This is a genomic window from Streptomyces sp. NPDC012474, assembly GCF_042955185.1.
GTDB lineage: Bacteria > Actinomycetota > Actinomycetes > Streptomycetales > Streptomycetaceae > Streptomyces > Streptomyces cahuitamycinicus.
Window position 1 is genome coordinate 78,662 of sequence record NZ_JBIBEP010000024.1, and the last position, 18,795, is coordinate 97,456.

At 72.6% G+C, this 18,795-nt stretch carries 20 protein-coding genes; 8 read left to right on the forward strand and 12 right to left on the reverse strand.

The window, feature by feature from the left end:
* Positions 1-315: 315 nt before the first annotated feature.
* The gene (locus tag ACFY9S_RS36315; protein ID WP_102913449.1) at positions 316-519 is read left to right on the forward strand and encodes a hypothetical protein; all 204 of its coding nucleotides are present in this window, start codon (positions 316-318) and stop codon (positions 517-519) included.
* Between the two features lie 43 nt (positions 520-562).
* Here the strand turns inward: ACFY9S_RS36315 and tgmB are convergent, their stop codons facing one another.
* The 3 genes from tgmB to ACFY9S_RS36330 all read right to left on the reverse strand — a co-directional run bounded on the left by tgmB (position 563) and on the right by ACFY9S_RS36330 (position 2,197).
* Entirely contained in the window at positions 563-1,546 is a 984-nt protein-coding gene (gene tgmB, locus ACFY9S_RS36320) for an ATP-grasp ribosomal peptide maturase (protein ID WP_102913450.1), read from the reverse strand.
* Positions 1,547-1,562: 16 nt separating this feature from the next.
* Complete coding sequence (tgmA, locus tag ACFY9S_RS36325; RefSeq protein ID WP_361882385.1) at positions 1,563-1,754, reverse strand: putative ATP-grasp-modified RiPP; 192 nt, start codon at positions 1,752-1,754, stop codon at positions 1,563-1,565.
* 119 nt (positions 1,755-1,873) lie between these two features.
* Positions 1,874-2,197: a YkvA family protein gene (locus ACFY9S_RS36330; RefSeq protein ID WP_180989845.1), complete on the reverse strand. Its 324-nt coding sequence runs from the start codon at positions 2,195-2,197 to the stop codon at positions 1,874-1,876.
* A 257-nt stretch (positions 2,198-2,454) separates the two neighbouring features.
* Between ACFY9S_RS36330 and ACFY9S_RS36335 the strand changes: the two genes are divergently transcribed.
* Positions 2,455-4,068: a hypothetical protein gene (locus ACFY9S_RS36335; RefSeq protein WP_391137472.1), complete on the forward strand. Its 1,614-nt coding sequence runs from the start codon at positions 2,455-2,457 to the stop codon at positions 4,066-4,068.
* Between the two features lie 57 nt (positions 4,069-4,125).
* Here the strand turns inward: ACFY9S_RS36335 and ACFY9S_RS36340 are convergent, their stop codons facing one another.
* The 4 genes from ACFY9S_RS36340 to ACFY9S_RS36355 all read right to left on the reverse strand — a co-directional run bounded on the left by ACFY9S_RS36340 (position 4,126) and on the right by ACFY9S_RS36355 (position 9,010).
* On the reverse strand, positions 4,126-6,225 hold the full coding sequence (locus tag ACFY9S_RS36340) for a molybdopterin cofactor-binding domain-containing protein (protein WP_391137475.1): 2,100 nt from the start codon (positions 6,223-6,225) through the stop codon (positions 4,126-4,128).
* Positions 6,222-7,226 (reverse strand): FAD binding domain-containing protein, encoded by a 1,005-nt coding sequence (locus ACFY9S_RS36345; RefSeq protein WP_391137478.1) that lies wholly within the window; start codon positions 7,224-7,226, stop codon positions 6,222-6,224. The genes ACFY9S_RS36340 and ACFY9S_RS36345 overlap by 4 nt, the downstream gene beginning before the upstream one ends.
* Entirely contained in the window at positions 7,223-7,753 is a 531-nt protein-coding gene (locus ACFY9S_RS36350) for a 2Fe-2S iron-sulfur cluster-binding protein (protein ID WP_391137480.1), read from the reverse strand. The genes ACFY9S_RS36345 and ACFY9S_RS36350 overlap by 4 nt, the downstream gene beginning before the upstream one ends.
* Before the next feature lie 111 nt (positions 7,754-7,864).
* The gene (locus ACFY9S_RS36355; protein ID WP_391137482.1) at positions 7,865-9,010 is read right to left on the reverse strand and encodes a hypothetical protein; all 1,146 of its coding nucleotides are present in this window, start codon (positions 9,008-9,010) and stop codon (positions 7,865-7,867) included.
* A gap of 574 nt (positions 9,011-9,584) precedes the next feature.
* On the opposite strand from ACFY9S_RS36355, the gene ACFY9S_RS36360 reads away from it, so the two are divergent.
* Positions 9,585-10,022 carry an ATP-binding protein gene (locus tag ACFY9S_RS36360; protein ID WP_391137485.1) on the forward strand — a complete coding sequence of 146 codons (438 nt, stop codon included), beginning with the start codon at positions 9,585-9,587 and terminating at the stop codon, positions 10,020-10,022.
* Between the two features lie 12 nt (positions 10,023-10,034).
* Complete coding sequence (locus ACFY9S_RS36365) at positions 10,035-10,397, forward strand: hypothetical protein (protein ID WP_391137488.1); 363 nt, start codon at positions 10,035-10,037, stop codon at positions 10,395-10,397.
* Positions 10,398-10,449: 52 nt separating this feature from the next.
* On the opposite strand, the gene ppk2 is transcribed toward ACFY9S_RS36365, so the two are convergent.
* Positions 10,450-11,406: a polyphosphate kinase 2 gene (gene ppk2 / locus ACFY9S_RS36370; RefSeq protein WP_391137490.1), complete on the reverse strand. Its 957-nt coding sequence runs from the start codon at positions 11,404-11,406 to the stop codon at positions 10,450-10,452.
* A gap of 253 nt (positions 11,407-11,659) precedes the next feature.
* On the opposite strand from ppk2, the gene ACFY9S_RS36375 reads away from it, so the two are divergent.
* Positions 11,660-13,192: a family 43 glycosylhydrolase gene (locus ACFY9S_RS36375; RefSeq protein WP_391137493.1), complete on the forward strand. Its 1,533-nt coding sequence runs from the start codon at positions 11,660-11,662 to the stop codon at positions 13,190-13,192.
* A 144-nt stretch (positions 13,193-13,336) separates the two neighbouring features.
* Here the strand turns inward: ACFY9S_RS36375 and ACFY9S_RS36380 are convergent, their stop codons facing one another.
* The 3 genes from ACFY9S_RS36380 to ACFY9S_RS36390 form a co-directional block, all read right to left on the reverse strand.
* The gene (locus ACFY9S_RS36380) at positions 13,337-13,735 is read right to left on the reverse strand and encodes a cupin domain-containing protein (RefSeq protein WP_391137496.1); all 399 of its coding nucleotides are present in this window, start codon (positions 13,733-13,735) and stop codon (positions 13,337-13,339) included.
* Between the two features lie 134 nt (positions 13,736-13,869).
* Positions 13,870-14,814 (reverse strand): MIP family channel protein, encoded by a 945-nt coding sequence (locus tag ACFY9S_RS36385; protein ID WP_391137499.1) that lies wholly within the window; start codon positions 14,812-14,814, stop codon positions 13,870-13,872.
* Positions 14,815-14,966: 152 nt separating this feature from the next.
* Entirely contained in the window at positions 14,967-15,722 is a 756-nt protein-coding gene (locus ACFY9S_RS36390; protein ID WP_391137502.1) for a helix-turn-helix domain-containing protein, read from the reverse strand.
* Positions 15,723-15,815: 93 nt separating this feature from the next.
* Here ACFY9S_RS36390 and ACFY9S_RS36395 point away from each other — a divergent pair, with 93 nt between their 5' ends.
* Both ACFY9S_RS36395 and folE read left to right on the forward strand, forming a co-directional pair.
* A complete protein-coding gene (locus ACFY9S_RS36395; RefSeq protein ID WP_391137505.1) occupies positions 15,816-16,022 on the forward strand; it encodes a hypothetical protein in 207 nt (68 codons plus the stop codon).
* Positions 16,023-16,101: 79 nt separating this feature from the next.
* Entirely contained in the window at positions 16,102-16,758 is a 657-nt protein-coding gene (gene folE, locus ACFY9S_RS36400) for a GTP cyclohydrolase I FolE (protein WP_391137508.1), read from the forward strand.
* A 36-nt stretch (positions 16,759-16,794) separates the two neighbouring features.
* On the opposite strand, the gene ACFY9S_RS36405 is transcribed toward folE, so the two are convergent.
* Positions 16,795-18,156: an aminotransferase class V-fold PLP-dependent enzyme gene (locus tag ACFY9S_RS36405; RefSeq protein ID WP_391137511.1), complete on the reverse strand. Its 1,362-nt coding sequence runs from the start codon at positions 18,154-18,156 to the stop codon at positions 16,795-16,797.
* A 141-nt stretch (positions 18,157-18,297) separates the two neighbouring features.
* Here ACFY9S_RS36405 and ACFY9S_RS36410 point away from each other — a divergent pair, with 141 nt between their 5' ends.
* Positions 18,298-18,780, forward strand: a complete 483-nt coding sequence (locus tag ACFY9S_RS36410; protein ID WP_391137514.1) for a MarR family transcriptional regulator — start codon at positions 18,298-18,300, stop codon at positions 18,778-18,780.
* The last annotated feature ends 15 nt before the right edge of the window (positions 18,781-18,795 follow it).

The following is an 18,795-nucleotide window of genomic DNA, read 5'->3' on the forward strand; positions in this document are numbered from 1 at the left end:
AGGGCCCGGCGGGAAGTACTGGGCGTGCCGCTCCCGCGCCCGCAGCAGCCACTGCAGCGGGCGCGGGAGCGGCACGCCCGCTGCAGTGGCTGCTGCGGTGTTTTGCCGGTCTGCTATCGGAAGCGGCGGCGCCGTCCTGATGATCGTCCGGCCGGGTTGCACCACGGGAGCCTGGGAAAGCCCGGCCATCGCCTGTCACGGATGTCCGGTCTGCGTCAAGTCATCCCAAGGAATTCACACTCCGGGACACCGTGCCGCCTACACTCGCAGTCTCGTCCCCGCACGGGGCCGACGAGCAGAAAGGCACGTTGACGGGTGTTCCAGGATTCCCCCATCTACGACCGACTCATCGCGGAGCGCGGCGACGTACCCGCACAGGTGCGCCGCGAGGCCGAACGTGTGAGCAGGGAACTGGAGCTGGTCATGCGGCCCTCACAGTCCCTCGGCTACGACCGTCCGCACTCCCCGGGAGCAGGGTGGCAGCGCACGGGCATGCTCCCCGGCCCCCGGCCCCAGTGAACCGGGCGGTGGGCCCGGGCCCGGTCTGCTCCGGGCCCGGTGCTCAAGGGAGCGTCGTGCGCGAGCCGTTGACGTGCAGCGGCCGGACCGGGACGGGCCGGGCCAGCCACTCGGCGATGGTCCGGGCGATCGGCTGAGCCGTCTCCACCTCGACGAACCCGAACTGCCCCGACTGGTTGCACTCCAGGAACCACCAGGTCCCGTCGGAGTCCTCCACGAAGTCGAAGGCCCCGTAAGCCAGTTCCGCCTCACGCAGATAGGACAGGACCCCCGGCGCGATGCAGGACGGCACATCGACGGGACTCCATGGCGAACCGGGCGCGGCGAACCGCACGTCGACCTCGTCCGGGTCCGCGCCCTCGGCGGTCGCCTTGCGGGCGGCCAGCATCCGCTCACCCACGACGGTGAGCCGGATGTCGGCCCGCTTGGTGATCCGCCGTTGCAGCAGCGTCGGCCCGAACGCGACGGCGGAGAAGTCCGTCTCCGGCGCGACCCGGCTGGTCGGCACGGCCCGGGGCGGGTCCTGCGGATGCGCGCCCGAGACCGGCTTGACCACCAGCTCGGGGTAGCGCTCCGCGAACTCGCGGGCGGCGCGCGGGAAGGTCGTGATCAGCGTCGCGGGTACGGGCAGGCCGCATCTCTGGGCCAGGCGCAGCTGCCACGGCTTGTGCCGGGCCCGGCGTGCCGCGTCGGGATGATTCATCCAGCGCGCGTCCGAGCCCCGCAGCATGCCGTAGAGGGCCTGGGCGGCCTCCTCGGTCAGCCATGCGGACGGCTGCGCCGCCCGCGCTGCCGGGACGCCGGGCCGGCGCACCCACACCGAACGAAGCCCCCCGATGCTCACCAGCCGCCCCCCGGCGGACAGGTGGCCGCGGAACCGGCCGTGCACGAACTCCCCCGACAGCGCGACACCACCGGTCAGGTCCGCGGGATCGACCCGGACCACCGGAACCCCCGTCGCGTTGAGATGCACGACGACCATGTCCGCGGTGACGTCCTCCTCACAGGTGAGGATCAGTACGGTCATCTTCGGCGGCCCGTGGTCAGTCGTCGAAATGCGTCTTGGAGCCGGCGGTGGACGTCGTGGTGCCGAACTCTCTCAACAGCGCGAAGTCACAGGCCGCGACCCGTCCGTCGCGGAGCACGTTCAACTGCAGTCCGGCGTCGTACACGTACGGAACGGCAGCTTCCAACTCCACTGCCGGGCGCGCGTAGTTGAGCGCGAACGGTTGCATCGTCTCTCCCTCGTCGGTACTGCGCCGATCAGGCGGTGGCCCGGGGGCGTGACCGCTCGGTCCACCGGCCTGTTTCGGCTTCCAGAGACTTATACGAGTCGAACGGGTGGTTGGTTTCCTTACTTTCCGTAGTTATTGGCCGGTTGCCGGTCCGGCCGGTGTGCCGTACTGCGCTCCCGTTCGCCGAGGGAGCCGCGGACAGTGCGCAGAGCGAGCAGCAGGACGCCGATGTCGTCCAGGTACACGGGATCGGGCACCAGGTCGGTGGGCAGCACCAGATAGAGCACCGCGCCCCAGAAGACCCAGCGCGGGCCCGCAGGGAGCCCCGCGCGCTGCAACTCGCGCCGGGTGCGTACCAGCCGTACGAGGACGACGACGGCGAAGACCAGGACGACGGCCGCGAGAACCGCGGCCAGAACAATCAGCTTCGTGGTCGTATCCACGGGTTGCCCTCCTCCTGGCATGCCGCGACACGGGACCTCCCGAACACCCCGCTATCTGGATTCCCGTTTCCGGCGGCTGTATTGCGGCCGGGGCCCGACATATCGGCGCGTCGGCGGATTTTCCCCTGCAGTGGTCATCCCGGTGGCTCATCCGAGTGGCACGGGGTGACGGGGGCGCCTAGTAATGGTCAGCGTAACGTCGCTCGTCCCACGACGGGGGGCGCAGGAGCGGACGCACTCTTCCCACGGAGGCGAGTATGACCACCTGCTCTTCATCACCCCGCCCGAACGAACCCGCCATACCCAACGAGCCGAACGGGTCCGCCCAGCCGTCCGCCGAGACAACCGTCGCCACCGGCACGCACCAGGTGGAGCAGACGAGCGCGCAGCCCGCCGTCGGCCCGTACGAGCCGCACCCGACGGGGCACCCGCAGTCCGCCGCATCCCATCAGGCCGGCCCGGCGGCCGCCGCGCCGGTCGCCCTCGGCACCCACCCGGCGGCCGGGGCGGGAACGCAGCCGCCGGCCCACGGGCCGGACCCGACCGCTGCCCGGCCCGTTGCCCCTGCCCCGGACGAGGCGGACCCGTCCGCCGCCCACCCCCCGGAACGGGCCGCGACGCAGCCCGCTCCACCCGCCGAGGACTGGCTGGATCCCGCCGAGGCGCGGCCCGCCACTCCCGTCCCGGACGGGACGGAACAGGCGGAGGAGCACTCCCGGCCCGCCCACACGGACACCGCCGGCCCGGACGAGACCGATCCGCCCCCGGGGCCCGGTACGGGCGACACCGACCAGCCGGCGCGGCCGTTCGTCATCCGGTCGCTCGACGACAACCCGGTGGAGCTCCGGCCCGGCTCCGGCCCGGCCTCCGGCGCGCCGTACGGTGACGCCGTCAGCGACCTGGTGCACGCGGCCGTGGCCGACCGGCCGCTGGAGGAGGTCGTCGACCTCATCGTCTCGCTGGAGGAGTCGCCCGACCACACGCAGGCGAGGGTCGACGCGCTCCGCACCGCCGGGGTGAGCCGGTCCGTGGAGGACGTGTCCCGGCTGATCGCCCTGCTGACGAAGCCCCCGCGGGAAGCCGAGTGCGCCGACGAGGCGATCAGGGCCGCGGCCGCCCACCGGCCGGTGGAGGAGGTCACCCGGCTGGTGACCCTGCTGCACAAGGAGCCGCAGGAGCCCCACGTCCGCGAGGAGGCACTCCGTGCGGCCGCCACCGGGCGGTCCGTCGGGGAGCTGGTCGAGCTGATCGACCGCCTCGGCCTGGAACGACTGGACCGCAACGGCCGTCACCCGAACGGAACCTCGCGCACCGAGGGCGAGACCGGTCAACCCGCGACGCCCGGCCGCCCGGGCAAGCGCCGTACGGCAAGCCCGGACACGGACCGCGAAACCCACCGCACTCTCGACCACTCACCGCCGGACCGGGAGCGTGCCACGGACCGGTTCGCCCGGTCCGTGTCCTGGTCGGGCTGGCTCGCAGCCCTGGCCCTCGCCGTGTGCGCGGTGGTCCACTTCCCGTTGCAGCGCGGCGACGCGTCCCTGCGGCTGCACGCGTTCGCCCTCGGCCTGTCGGTGCTGTGCACGGTGCTGGCACTGCTGCTGGCGCTGCGCCCGGTCGCGCTGGTGCTGGCCGGGGCGGTGCTGGTGCCCACAGTGCTGGCCGGGGCCCAGGCGTACGGGAGTTCCTTCCCGTCGGCGTCCCTGTCCCGGGCCGTCGACCTGGCGCTCGCCCCGCCGTGGCTGGCCGCCTCGGTCGCCGGGTGCGCGGCGCTGCTGTCCCTCGTCGCGCTGGTCTTCCGGGTGCTGGCGCCCATCGCCGCCCGGCAGTGGGCGGCGGCGCCCCCGTCCGAGGCGGGCATGACGGAGTGAGCCCGTCCGAGGCGGGCATGACTCAGTGACGCCTCGGCCGGGCTCCGGCCGCCCTTCTCAGGCCCGGCGGTCGAGCAGCCCGGTCAGCACCCGGTCCGGGGTGAGCGGGAGTTCACGCAGGCGGACGCCCGTGGCGTGGTGCACCGCGTTGCCGATCGCCGCGGCCGTCCCGACGATGCCGATCTCTCCGATCCCCTTGCTGCCCATGGGGTTGAGACGGGAGTCCTCCTCGTCGAGCCAGTGCGCCTCGATCCCGGCGACATCGGCGTGCACCGGCACGTGGTATGACGCGAGATCCGACTCGGTGAAGTCGCCGAACGCGGCATCCATGGTGCTGCCCTCGGTCAGCGCCATGCCCAGGCCCATCGTCATGCCGCCGACGAACTGCGAGCGCGCCGTACGGGCGTTGAGGATGCGGCCCGCCGCGTACACCCCGAGGAGCCGGCCGACGCGGACCTCGCCGGTGACCGTGTCCACGGCGACCTCGGCGAAGTGCGCCCCGAAGGCGTGCCGCGCGAACTCGCTCTCGGAGTCCGCCGCGCCCGTCGTGTCGGCGCGGACCTCGAGGCCCTGCGCGGGCAGCGGCCCCGCATGCCCGGCCGGCCGCCCGGCCAGTCCGGCACAGGCCTCGTGCACCGCCCAGCCCCAGGAGGCGGTGCCGGACGAGCCGCCGGCCAGTGGCGCCGACGGGAGTTCCGTGCTGCCGACCTCGATCAGAACCCGCTCCAGCGGCACTCCGAGGGCGTCGGCCCCCACCTGCGCGAGCACCGTACGGGCGCCCGTCCCTATGTCGGTGGCGTTGATCCGCACCAGGAACGAACCGTCGGGCAGTGCGCGTGCCGTCGCCGTCGACGGCCCCACCATGACGGGATACGTCGCCGCCGCCACACCCGTCCCCAGCAGCAGGGGGCCTTCCCGGCGGACGCCCGGGCGGGGATCTCGCCCGGCCCAGCCGAAGCGCCGGGCGCCCTCGCGCAGACACTCGACCAGGTGCCTGCTGCTGAACGGCCTGCCGCTGTCGGGCTCGACGCCGGGTTCGTTGCGGATGCGCAACTCGACCGGGTCCATGCCGAGTTCGGTGGCGAGTTCGTCCATGGCGGACTCCAGTGCGTACATGCCCGGCGCCTCGCCCGGCGCCCTCATCCACGACGGGGACGGCACGTCCAGTGCCGCGACCCGGTGCACCGTACGGCTGTTGGGCGCGGCGTACATCACCCGTGCGGGCACTGCCGCCTGCTCCACGAACTCCTTGATGCGGGAGGTGTGCGTGGTGACTTCGTGCACGAGGGACGCGAGACGGCCGTCCGTATCGGCCCCGAGCCGCAGCCGGTGCAGGGTGGGCGCCCGGTGTCCGACGACGGCGGGCAGGCAGCGGCGCGGCAGGGCCACCGTCACCGGCCGCCCCGTCTCGCGTGCCGCCATGGCGGCGAGCACCACGTCCGGCCGCGGCGTGCCCTTGGACCCGAAGCCGCCGCCGACATGCTCGGCGGTGACGACGATCCGCTCCTCGGGCAGGCCGAACAGCCCGGCGAGCGCCGCCCGCACGGCACCGGTGCCCTGGCTGGAGGTGTGCACGATGAGCCGGCCGTCCTCCCACCGGGCGGTGCTGGTGTGCGGCTCCATGGGGTGGTTGTGCAGCGGCGGCACCCGGTACGCGACGTCCACCCGGGCGGCCGACGAGCCGAACACCCCGTCGGGGTCGCCCTGTTCACGGAGAGCCGGATGACCGCCGTTGGCGTCCTCGGGCACGTACGCACCCGGGTGCGAGTCCGTGAGGGTCACGTCGTGCTCTTCGGCGTCGTAGGCGACGTGGACGGCGGCGGCACCGGCGCGGGCCGCCTCCAGAGTCTCGGCCACCACCAGGGCCACGAACCAGCCCCGGTGCGGAACCCGCGCGTCCTGCAGCAACACGAGCGTGGGATCGTCCGGTTCCGCGAGCCGCGGCGCGTTCTCGTGGGTGAGGACGGCGAGGACTCCGGGCACCTCCAGGGCGGCCGCCGTGTCGACGCCGGTCACCCGGCCCCGGGCCACACTCGACGGCACGGGCCAGGCCTGGGCCCGGCCGGGGGAGTGGAACTCGGCGGCGTAGCGCGCGGTGCCGCCGACCTTCTCCCGTCCCTCCCGGCGCTCGGCGGGAGCGCCCACACTGCCGGTCATGAGGCCCTCCCGGTGAGCGCGGTGTCCGTGAGCCGGGACAGCACGTCCACGGCGAGATTGCGGGCGAGCGGCACCTTGTAGGCGTTGTCCCGCAGCGGCTGCGCGGCGGCCAGTTCGAGATCGACGGCGTGCTCGAACGCGGCCCGGGTCGGAGCCGCGCCCAGCAGTGCCTCCTCCGCCCGCCGAGCGCGCCAGGGCCGGTGCGCCAGCGCCCCGAAGGCGAGCCCCGCGTGCCCGATCACCCCGTCCTCCAGGCGCAGGACGACGGCGACGGACGCGAGGGCGAAGGCGTACGAGGCCCGGTCGCGCGCCTTGCGGTACGCCGACGGCAGCCCGGCCGTGGCAGCCGGGAGGACCACGCCGGTGACCAGTTCGCCGGGACGGATCTCGGTGTCCTGCTCGGGCCGGTCACCGGGCAGCCGGTGGAAGTCCGCCGCCGCGACATTCCGGGCCCCCTCGGGCCCGACGAGTTCGACACGCCCGTCGAGAGCGGTGAGGGCCACGGCCATGTCCGAGGGATGGGTGGCGATGCAGTGCGCGGAGTGCCCGAGCACCGCGTGATCGCGGTGGACTCCGTCCCGTGCTCCGCAGCCGCTGCCCGGCTCGCGTTTGTTGCACGGCTTCGACAGGTCCTGGAAATACGGGCACCGGGTGCGCTGCAGCAGGTTCCCGCCGGTCGTCGCCGCGTTGCGCAACTGCCCGGAGGCACCGGCGAGTACGGCCTGCGACAGCGCCGGGTACCGGTCGCGGACGAGAGGATGGGCGGCGAGGTCGCTGTTGCGGACCATGGCCCCGATGCGCAGCGCACCCCCGGGCAGCTCCTCGACCGAGTCCAGGGGCAGCCGGGTGACGTCGATCAGCGCGGCGGGGGCCTCGACGCCGAGCTTCATCAGGTCGACGAGGTTCGTGCCGCCACCGAGGTAACGCGCTCCGGTACGGGAGGCGTACGCGGAGGTCGCCTCCTCGACGCTGTCGGCGCGGACGTAGGCGAACTCCTTCACGGGATCACGTCCTCCACGGCCTCGGCGATCCGCGGGTACGCGCCGCACCGGCACAGGTTGCCGCTCAGCCGTTCCCGGATCTCATCGCGGTCCAGCGGCACCGGCTCGCCGGAGGGCGCCGCCGGGTCGGTGACGTGCGATGGGTGACCGGCCGCCGCCTCGGCGAGCACGCCGGCGGCGGAACAGATCTGGCCCGGGGTGCAGTAGCCGCACTGGAAGGCGTCCCGCTCCAGGAAGGCCCGTTGCAGGGGATGCGGTTCCTCCCCGTCGCCGGAGAGACCCTCGACGGTGGTGACCTCGCAGCCGTCGAGGGCGACCGCGAACAGCAGACAGCTGTTGACGCGCCGCCCGTCGACCAGGACCGTGCAGGCTCCGCACTGGCCGTGGTCACAGCCCTTCTTGGCGCCCGTGAGGTCGAGATCCTCCCGCAGGAGGTCCAGCAGGACCCGGCGGTGATCGACGGTGAGTGTGTGGGGTTTGCCGTTGACGCGGAGAGTGGTCAGCGAGTGGTGCTGGAGGTTGCCCATGTCGTGGAGGACCTTCCCGGGCGGGCCGTGATGCCGTACGGACCGCGTATCCAGAAGGCCAGGACTGACACCTGCGCCCCACGAGGGTGATGATGCTCCTGCCCCTGAGCCCTACTGCTCCGACGGCACGCGTCGGTCGGAGGTCCCTTCGTCGGCGGGCGCGGTCGCCGGACGCTTGACCTTGAAGCGCTCGAACGTCCGTGTGAGCTGCTGGAGCGGGGAGGCGGCCGGCGGATCGGTCGGCCGGGGTCTGGCGGGAGCGGTCTCGGCGGACTCCTGGTAGGCAGCCAGAGCCTCATGGGCGCTCTCGGCCGCCTCCCGGTACAGATCACGGGACTTCGTCATGGCCTCCAGCGCCTCGGCGTACATGGCCACCAGACCGCGCTGGCGATCCAGCTCCTCCTGGAGCGTCAGCAGGTGCCAGTCCTCGCGCAGCGCGGTGAGGGCGTCCTCGGCGCCGTCGGGCAGGGGCCTGGGGAGCGCGGCGAACCGCGTCACCGCGTCGACGAGGTCGGCCGGCTTCGAACCGTCGAGGAACACCGCGCGCACGGAGAAGTCCTCGGGGTCGTAACCGTCCGGCGCGGGGACGCCCGGCAGCACCACCGCTCCGCCGCGCGGCACCTCGACACCGGAGTCCCGCAGGGCCCAGTTCAGGCCGCGCAACTGCTGCGGGGCGGCGTGATGCTCCACCACCCGGTGCCGCAGGCCCGGCGGCAGCCACTGCGCCAGCGGCCTGCGCCCCCGGTCATCGGTGCTCATCGCCTCGTGGACGACCACGTGGATGTGCCATCCGCCGCGCACCGCGTTCCTCAGCAGGCGGCGGATCTCCTTGTCGTCCTTCGGCAGCGGGTTGATCTCACCCGGGATCAGGCGCGTGGCGGTGTCCTGGTCCCAGGCGGTGTCCGGCTCCTGCGGCCAGAACAGGCCGGTGGGGGAGGGCCACGCGTGGTCCCACGGCTGCTCGGCCTCGGCGACCAGCAGCCACTCCTGACCGGCCCCTTCGCCCTCGGCGGGCTTCAGGCTCAGCCGGGCGCGCACGGTCACGTCGTCGCCGACCCGCCAGCGGGCCTCGAAGACCCGCTCAGCCGGGGCGGTCTCGTCGGGGGGCAACTCCTGGAAGTCGTCGATGGCCTGACTGTCCTTGCGCTGCTGCAACGAGCGCCGGAGAACGTCTTCCGCGTCACCCGGGGCGTGGCGGCCGCGCGCCGGCCACACCGTGGCGGGAGTCATGGGGCGGGCGGTGAGGGAGGTCTGCATGGGTCCATCTATGAGCGGGGGTACGTGCGTCTGCCAGTATCGTCGCCGCAGGCCGTCGGGTGCTACCCGGGGTCGCACCTGACGGCGCGCGCCGGTGAGGTACGAGTCGATGGGCATCACCTCCCGGGTCGGCCGCGGCGTGCGCCGTCGGTCCTGCGCACTCCTACCCGTGTCGGCGTGTGCCATGTGACGCAAGGTCGGCGGCGTGTGGCGACCGTCCGGCGCGACGGGGCACCGGACAGCGCGGTCGCACACCCCGCGGCGCTCGGAAGTGGTGCCCGTCGCACGGGATGTGCGCCATGCGCGCGGGGTGTGCGCGTCGCGCGCGCATCCGGAGAGCTCACGCGTGGCCCGCCCGCCGCGCGGTCCCGACAATGGTGCGCACGAGCAGGGCCCGCCCACCATCCGCATCGGGGCGGGTCCTGCTCACCGCGCCGGGAGCGGGGCGCCGTTGAGCGCTCCGGTTCCTGCCCGAGCCCCGGCGCCGGGTCTCCTCAGGCCTGACCGGACGGTGGCCGGGTACACGGTCCGTGCACAAGCCGATGGGTGGACGCAGGAGAGGGGACCGGGGGCAGTGGCGGTGAAGGCGATGGGCTGGGCGCATTCGTTCCGGATGTCCGAAGGCGTACGCGCGGGGCGGGAGTGGACTCGCGGGCGTCTTGGGTCCCTGCCCTGGGCCGATACCGAGCCGGACACGGTGGACGCCATCGTGCTCGCGGTGTCGGAGCTGATCACCAATGCGCACCTGCACGCGCACAGCGACGCGCACCTGGTCCTCACGTGGGACGGTGACTGCCTTCATGTCAGCGTCCACGACGAGGACCCGACCCTGCCGCGCCAGCGCGACCCGGAGCCGGGCGAGGCCTCCGGCCGTGGAGTGGCGATCGTGCGCACACTCGCCGACGAGTGGGGGGCGAGGTGCCAGCGGCACGGCAAGACGGTCACGGCATGCTTCCGTCCCGCCGACCCCGATCCCGATCCCGATCCCGGTGTCGGTACGGCCCGCTCCTGAAGGAGAAGCGTCGTGCACCTGGCACGAGGGTCGAGTGACGACCCCTACCTCTGGCTCTGGGTCCTGGGCGCGGTCGCGCTGTACGCACTGATCAGCTACGGGCTGGCGTACCGCGCCCGGGCCCGGCGGGGCTCCGCACATCCGGCTCACGCCGCCCTGCACGACCTCAAGGACCGGGAGGATCCGCAGCCGCCCGAGAACCGCTTCGTCAGCCGCCTGATCATGCTGTCCGGAGCGGGGCTCACCGGTCTCGTCGCCTACCTGACGGGTGGCGCGGTGCGGGTCCTGACGGTCGCGCTCACCGTCGTGGCCGCGGTGAGCGTCTGGGCGTATTACGACCACCGCACGGAAACGCGCGCGGCGGCCCGGCGGTGACACGGGCCCGGGGCCCCCTCCCTCGCACCGGGCAGGAGGAGGCCCGGGGACGTCAGTCGGTCCCGGGGTGCGTGCCGGGGCCGTGTGCGCCGGGGGACAACGGGGTGGGTGACAGTGCGGAATCCTCCTCGCCCGGTTCCAGCAGGGTGTCGGCCGCACCGACGATGAGGGGATCGGGCGTGCCGACCGCTTGCCGGTCCTTGCTGGCGTAGTCCACGCGCGACAGCAGACTGCGCATGGTCTCCAGACGGGCGCGCCGCTTGTCGTTGCTCTTGACGACGGTCCAGGGGGCGTGGGCGGTGTCGGTGGCCCGGAACATCTCCACCTTCGCCTCGGTGTACTCGTCCCAGAGGTCAAGGGAGGCCACGTCGGTGGGGGAGAGCTTCCACTGGCGGACCGGGTCGACCTGCCGGATCGCGAAGCGCGTGCGCTGCTCGGAGCGCGAGACGGAGAACCAGAACTTCACCAGCAGGATGCCTTCGTCCACCAGCATCCGTTCGAAGGCCGGGCACTGGTCGAGGAACAGCTCGTACTCTTCCTTGGAGCAGTAGCCCATCACACGTTCCACGCCGGCCCGGTTGTACCAGGAGCGGTCGAAGAAGACGATCTCCCCGGCCGTCGGCAGATGCGCGATGTACCGCTGGAAGTACCACTGGCCCACCTCGCGCTCGGTGGGCTTGTCCAGGGCGACGACGCGAGCGCCGCGCGGGTTGAGCCGCTCGATGAGCCGCTGGATCGTCCCGCCCTTGCCCGCAGCGTCACGCCCCTCGCACACGACGATCACGCGTGCGCCGGTGTCCTTGACCCACCGCTGCAGCTTGAGCAGCTCTATCTGCAGGATGCGCTTGGTCCGCTCGTACTCCTTGCGGCTCACCTTGCGGTCATAGGGGTAGTTCTCCCGCCATGTCCGGATGGGGCGCCCGTCGCCGTCCAGCACGATCGGCTGCTCTCTTCTGCTGGTGTCCACGGTCAGCCCGTCCAGCAGCTCGTCCCGGTCTCCGGCGCTCATCACTCGACTCCCCGTTCGGCTCGCACCCGCAGGTCAACGCACACACGGGTGCCCCGCCCGGCCCCTCCCATGTCGCCCTGGCCCGGCCGGCGTGAACTCCTCCCGGCCGGACGCCGGTGCCGTGCTGTCGTGGACGGCGTAGCCTCCAACCGGTTGCCGTCCCGCTCGTACCGCGTGACGAGCCGACTGCGCTGACGCACGGCCTTTGGTGAAGACCAGTTCTCAGCGAAAGGACCCGATGAGGGTGTCGAGCATGCCCCGCAACAGTTCCCCCGTCACCAACCCCGTGATACCCGGCTTCCACCCGGATCCGAGCATCTGCCGGGCCGGCGAGGACTACTACCTCGCGTGCTCCAGCTTCGAGTACTTCCCGGGCGTACCGGTATTCCACAGCCGGGACCTGGTGCACTGGACCCAGATCGGCAACGCTCTCGACCGGCCGGGACAGCTGCGCCTGCCGCCCGGCACGCGTTCCTCCGGCGGCATCTACGCCCCGACCCTGCGCCACCACGACGGGCGCTTCTGGCTGATCGTCACGAACGTGAGCGGCGACGGGAACCTGCTGTTCACGACCACCGACCCGGCCGGACCGTGGTCCGACCCGGTCCCGCTGCCCGGCGTGCACGGCATCGACCCCGACCTCGCCTGGGACGACGACGGCACCTGCTGGTGCACCACCGCCGGAGTCGGGCAGATCCGCATCGACCCCCTTACGGGGAAGACGTTCGGTGAACGGCGGCCTCTCTGGTCCGGCGCACCCGGCGCCAAGGCACCCGAAGCGCCGCACCTGTACCACATCGGCGACTACTGGTACCTGCTCATCGCCGAGGGCGGTACCGAGCGGTGCCACGGCGTCTCGATCGCCCGCGGCCGTTCACCGCAGGGCCCCTTCGAGCCCTGCCCGGACAACCCGGTCCTGACGCACCGGGGCACCGACCACCCCATCCAGAACACCGGCCACGCCGACCTGGTGGAGGGACCGGACGGCTCATGGTGGATGGTCCTGCTCGGCGTCCGGCCGCACGGCGGCACGCCCGGCTGGCACGTACTGGGCCGCGAGACCTTCCTGGTGCCGGTGACCTGGTCCGACGGCTGGCCGGTCGTCGGCGAGCTCTCCCCCGTCCTGGCCCGGCCCCCGTGGCCGCTGCGGGAGCCCGCGGTCCCGCCGGTCCGGGACGACTTCGACTCCGGTGAACTCGCCCCCGCCTGGATCTCGCCGCGCTCCCGGCCCCCGGAGAACTGCACCACGAAGGAACGGGCCGGCTGGCTGAGCCTCCGCGCGGCGGGGGAGTCGCTCGACGACCCCGAGGTCACCTTCGTGGGCCGCCGCCAGCAGCATGTGTCGTGCCGCGCGCGGGTGCTGGTGGATCCGGCGCAGGGGCGCGGAGGCCTGGCCGTCCGTCTCGACGAAGAGCACCACTACGAGATCGAGGTGACGCCGGGCGAGGTGCGGGTCCTGGCGCGCGTCGGCCCGTTCCGCTCGGAGGTGGCGTCCCGTGCCACGGCCGCAGGCCCGGTGGTGCTGAGGGTCGAGACGGCGGTCACCGAACAGGTCGGTGACGCCCGCCAGGGGCCGGACACCGTCTCCCTCGGCATCGAGGGCCCGCAGGGCGCCTGCACCGAACTCGCCGCGCTCGACGGCCGGTACCTGTCCACCGAGGTCGCCGGGGGGTTCACCGGCCGCGTCATCGGCATGTACGCCGCTGCCGGGACCGTCCACTTCGACTGGTTCGACTACGAGCCGGCCGGCCCCGACGGGCCGGACCGGACCGGCTCCGCGGACTGACGACGAGCCCTCGAGCGCGGTGCCCGTCTCCTCAGCCAGGGCCCGCACGAGGCGGCCCGGTGGCCGGGTACCCGACGTGGCCGTCGACCGCCCGCTTCGGGCAGCCGACGCGGCAGGGCGCGTCGCGCCCTGCCTGTACGACCGTTACGGGCGGGGGCGGTCCTGGATCTGCATGCCGGGGCGGCGGCGGTGGACCGTCACGTACGTCAGGCCGCCCTCGCCCGCGGTCACGTTGCGGACGCTGCCGTGAGGCAGCCAGACGAGGCTGCCTGGCACCACCGGGTGCGGCCCGTCCGCGGCACCGAGGGTGCCGTCACCGGCGACCACGAGCAGGAGGACGTCGAGGTCGGGTTCGGCGTGGGTGTCGATGGCTCCCCGGGGCGGGACGCGGATGAGGTTGGCGTCCAGTTGCCGGCCGGGCTCGGCCAGTCGCCACAGGGCGCCGGCCGATCCCGGGTCGGTCGCGGCGAGCGACTCGGTGTTGCCCAGGATCCGCGGCACGGGAGCGTCGGCCGCGCCGGGGAACCCCTCCGGGTCAGTCATGGATCGTCCCACCGTCCGATACGGGCCTGCCCTGGGCCGGTTCACCTGTTCGACAGGCGATCCGCACCGCTCACGGGCGGATGCCCAGAGGAATCTAGCACCGGCCGCAGCCCCGGCCGTGGCCGGTGCTGCGGTCACTCGTCGTCGGACGTCGTGGGCCGCGTACGCCCGACTTCCGGTTCCTCGCCCTGCTGCGCGCGGGCGTGGAGCACGTCCCCGATGAACAGGTCGTACACCAGCACGCCGATCACGCCGCCCACGAGGGGCCCGACGATCGGGATCCACCAGTAGCCGCTGAACGCCCCGGCCAGGCTGCCCGGAAACGCGAGATCCTCCCATCCCGCCATCCAGGTGAACAGACGGGGGCCGAAGTCGCGGGCCGGATTGATGGCGTATCCGGCGTTCGCCCCGAAGGACATGCCGATGGCCGCCACGACGAAGCCGATCACCAGCGGGCCGAGGTTGGCCTTCACCGCCGTGTTGCGCAGGTCGATGAGCGCCACCACCAGCATGACCAGGAAGGCGGTGCCGACGATCTGGTCGATCAGCGGGCCCCAGACGCCGCCGTTGAAGTACGGCGCCGGGAACGTGGCGAAGATCGAGAACGAGGCGAGGGTCTTCCCGTTCGTCTTGGGCCCCTCCATGGCGGCGTCGAAGGCGTTGATGGCGTCGTGGTACACGGCGTAGACGAGTGCCGCCCCGGCCAGGGCGCCGAGCACCTGGGACGCCCAGTAGGGCAGGACCTTGGCCCAGGGGAATTTGCGGCGGACGGCGAAGGCCAGGGTGACCGCCGGGTTGATGTGCGCTCCGCTGACCCCGCCGGCCACGTAGATGCCGAAAACCACGGCCATGGCCCAGCCCCAGGTGATCAGCAGCCAGTCCCCGGCGCCGAGGAAGAAGACGGTGGGCCCCTCCGTACGCCCCGAGCCGGGCAGCGCCGCCACCGCCATCGCCACCACGCCGCATCCGAAGGCGATGAGGACGAACGTCCCCAAGAACTCCGCCAGGCACTCGCCCGCGAGGCCTGCGCGGCGCCTGAGCCGCGAGGGTTTCACCAGAGGCCTGATCTCCACTGCCATGTGACTTCTCCCAGGGTTCGCCGCGATCCCGGCTGACGCGCGGTAGTCACGTCGTAACCCGCCGCGTGCGCCGCGGCAACCGCAGGGGCCCCTCCGGGCTCACTCGGCAGTCCTGCCGGGCGAACCGGGAGCGGTTCACGCGACGGCGGTCCTCATCGGCCCCGTGGCGTCTCTTCCGGGGAGATCTCGCACTCGCCCGTGCCCAGCCGGACGCAGCATTCCCCCGGCTCCGGCGCCAGGACCGCGCGGACGCCGTTGACCTGGAGGCCGTCGAGGTAGCCGCGGAGGAAGGCGTGGTTCATGCCGCACACCAGGTCCGGGGCCTTCGCGGCCAGCGGATGGAAGGGGCAGTTGCGCAGCCGGAGCCGGGTGGGGGTCTCCCGGGTGGGCTCGTAGCCGTACTGGTCCAGCAGGCGCTCGCAGGCTGTCAGCCCCCGCTCGGGGCCCAGCCGGCCCGGGCGGGTCTCGTGCCGTGCGGCCTCGCCCACCTGCCGGCCGCGATCCTCCGCGGCGCGCATCGCCGCCTGCGTGGCGTTCTCGTCCGCCCGCTCGGTGAGAACCGCGTCCAGGAGCAGGTCTGCCAGGAGCTCGTGACGCCGGTCGGGGATGTTCACGGTGATCTGGGCGTCGGTGGGCTCGTACAGCTTCGGCTGCCTGCCGACCTTGCGGGTGCCGCCCGGCGCTTCGTAGCGGGTGCGCAGCAGGCCCGCGTCGACCAGCTTGTCGAGGTGGAAGGCGGCGAGTTTGCGGGAGATACCGACGCTGGCGGCGGCCTCGTCGCGGGTGACGGCGCGCCGGGCGCGCCGGACGAAGGCGAACATGCGCCGGCGCGAGTCCTCGCTCAGGACGCTGACGGAGTCGATGGCGCTGTCGGCCGGGTGGGCCTGTGCGGGCGGATCGGGAGCCACAGGACAACCGTAACTCCCACACCCGTGGGAGCGAGAGCTCTTTCAGCGCTCTGTTCTGCATCACTTGACGTCCGCGCCGAATAAAGGAAACACTTGTTGGTGAAACTCCTGGAGGTCCTCATGGTCGCAGAGCCGCACCTGCGCGCGAAGCGCCCCGCCGGCGCCCCACTGGCCGGGCCGTACGGCCAGCCGTTCCACCCGATCCTGGTGACCGTGTCGACCGGGGCCTCGGGCCTCGTGTCCGACATCGCCTCCCAGGCCGTGAGCAACGGTTCGAGCCGTTCCCGCTCCTCCGCGTGATCGCCGGACGCACCCGCCGCGAAGGCCGGTGCGCTTCGGCCGCCCCCGACACCGCCCCCGACGCCTGGAGATGGCCGACATGACCGAGTTTCCCGCCCAGACCTCCCTCCGGAGCGACCTGCTCGACCAGGACGTGACGGCACCCGCGCGGCCCGCCCTGCGGGTGGTCCACGAAACCGACGGGATCGACCTGGTAGCCGCGGAGGCTGCGGCGGGCCGGTTCCTCGCCGCCCTCGGCATCTCCACGGAGTCGGAGAGCCTGCGCGGCACACCCGGCCGGATGGCCCGCGCGTACGCCGAACTCTTCAGCCCGCGCCCCTTCGACCTGACCACCTTCCCCAACGACGAGGGCTATGACGAACTCGTCCTCGCCCGGCGCATCCCGGTCCGGACCGTCTGCGAGCACCATCTGCTGCCCGTGGTCGGCGTCGCGCACGTCGGCTACCTGCCCGGGGCCCGCATCCTGGGCCTGTCCAAGCTGGCGCGCGTGGTCGAGCACTTCGCCTGCCGCCCCCAGGTGCAGGAACGCCTGACCAAGCAGGTCGCCGACTGGTTGCAGACGCACCTGGAGCCCAAGGGCGTCGGCGTGGTCATCGAGGCGGAGCACTCCTGCATGACGCTGCGCGGCGTGCGGGCCACCGGCTCCGACACCCTGACCTCCACCCTGCTCGGCCTCCTGCGCTCCGACGCCCGCTCCCGCGGCGAGTTCCTCGCCCTGACGCGTGTGACCTCCTGACGCCGGCGCGGCGCCCGGGCCCGCCGGGGCGGGCGGTCATGACCGGGCGAGACGGGTGACCTGGTCGTGCAGGCGCTGAACGTGGTCCTCGGACTCCGGCTTCATCAGGACGCTGCGCAGGATGCGGGCACCGTCGGCGTCGGCGGTGACCTTCGGGTGGCGTGCGGTGAAGGCGTCGCGGTCGGCCTTGAGGGTGCTCAGAAACACGGGATCGGTTCCCGCCATGCCGTCGGCCAGGACGCGTGCCGACGCCGCGTCGACCCCGCTGAGGGTGGCGGGCTCCACCGAAGGGAAGTAGCCGACGATGTCCAGCTCGGGCTGCTGGTACAGCTCCAGGGCGTCCGAGGCGGAGATCAGGTCGGCCCAGCGCAGGGCGGCCCGGCGGCCGGCGCCGAGGACGCGGCCGAGTCCGTCGGGGGTGGGCGGGAGGACCTGGAAGGTGAGCCACAGGGCGGCGGCCGAGGCGCCGGCGCGGGAGCATTCCAGGCTGATCTCGCCGAGGTGGAGATCGCTGGAGGTGAAGTAGGTGTAGGGAGAGTCGTGGAGGTAGAAGCGGCCCACCTCGGGGTCGCGGAAGAGGACGGCACCGCAGCCGTAGGGCTGGAGTCCGTGCTTGTGCGGATCGACGACGATCGAGTCGCACCGGGCGATCGCCTGCCAGGGCTGGGCGGGGAGTCCTTCCGGGCCGTCGGCCCCGGCGAGCAGGGTGAAGAACCCGCCGTAGGCCGCGTCGACATGGAGCCGGACCCCGTAGCGGTCCCGGAGGGCGAGGGCGGAGTGGACCGGGTCGACGGCCCCGAGGCCTGTGGTGCCCGCGGTGAGCACGACCGTTCCCACTTCTCCCGTCCGCAGGATGTCCTCGAGCGCGTCGATACTGATACGGCCGCGGTCGTCGACCGGGATCGGGTACCCCTTCATGCCCAGGACGTGGCACATGCGGCCGTGGGTGTAGTGCGCGTCGGCGCTGTAGGCGATGCCGCGGCCGGGGTGGAGCTCACGGGCGACGAAGAGGGCTTCGAGGTTGGCGATCGTGCCGCTGGTGGTGAGGTGGCCGAGGTGGGTGTCGTAGCCGAACATCGCGGCCAGCTGGGCGACCGCCTCGCGCTCCATGCGGGCGGTGGCCGGGCCGCCGTCCAGCGCGTGGTTGTTGGGGTTGATCAGCATCGTGGTGAGGTGGCCGACGACCGCCGCCGGGTGCGGGGGCTTGAGCATCTGCCCCGCGTAGCGCGGGTGGAAGAAGGGGTAGTTCTCCTTCAGTCTCCCGGTGAGCTCCTCGAAGGCGGCGGCGAAGCGGTCCTCGTCGACGACGAGGGACGGGTGCTGCTCGTAGGGGCCGAAGGTGTCGGCCCACTGCTGTATCGCGTCGTTGGCCCGGCCGAGCCAGTGCTGCAGGTCCACTGATCTCCCTCTCTGTCGACGTGGTGGGTGCTGGGTGGCCCACCATAAGGGGATCGTTGACTGCTCAGCAATTGACTGCTCAGTGGTTGAGACGTCAGTAAGTGAGGGAGCAGTAGGTGAAGAGGCAGTAAAGTCGGGCGGGTGAACCCCGCTGAGCGTGAGAACGACGATGCAGCCCGCGCCGCCGACAGCAGGCTCGTGCAGGACTTCGGACTGCTGATCAAGGCCGCGACCCGGCTGGAACAGCGGATCGACATGGCCCTGCGCAAGGAGTGCGAGGTCAGCCACACGATGTTCGAGGTCCTCATCCGGCTGTGCCGCCGCCCGGACGAGGAGATCTCGCAGCGCCTGCTCGCCGACGACCTCACCCTCACCAGCAGCGGCATCACCCGCCTGATCGACCGCATGGAGGGAGCCGGCCTGGTGCGGCGGGTGCCGGCTCCCGGAGACCGCCGAAGCGTCCTGGTCGAGGCGACCGATCACGGTCGTGCGGTGTTCCTGCGGGCTGCCACCGTCCACGCGCGGGTCGTCGAGCGGTACTTCGTGGCGCCGGTGGCCCGCGCCGACTACGCACGGCTGACCCACGCGCTGAACGAGATCGACAAGGCGCTGCGCGACACCTGACAGCGCGGGGCAGCC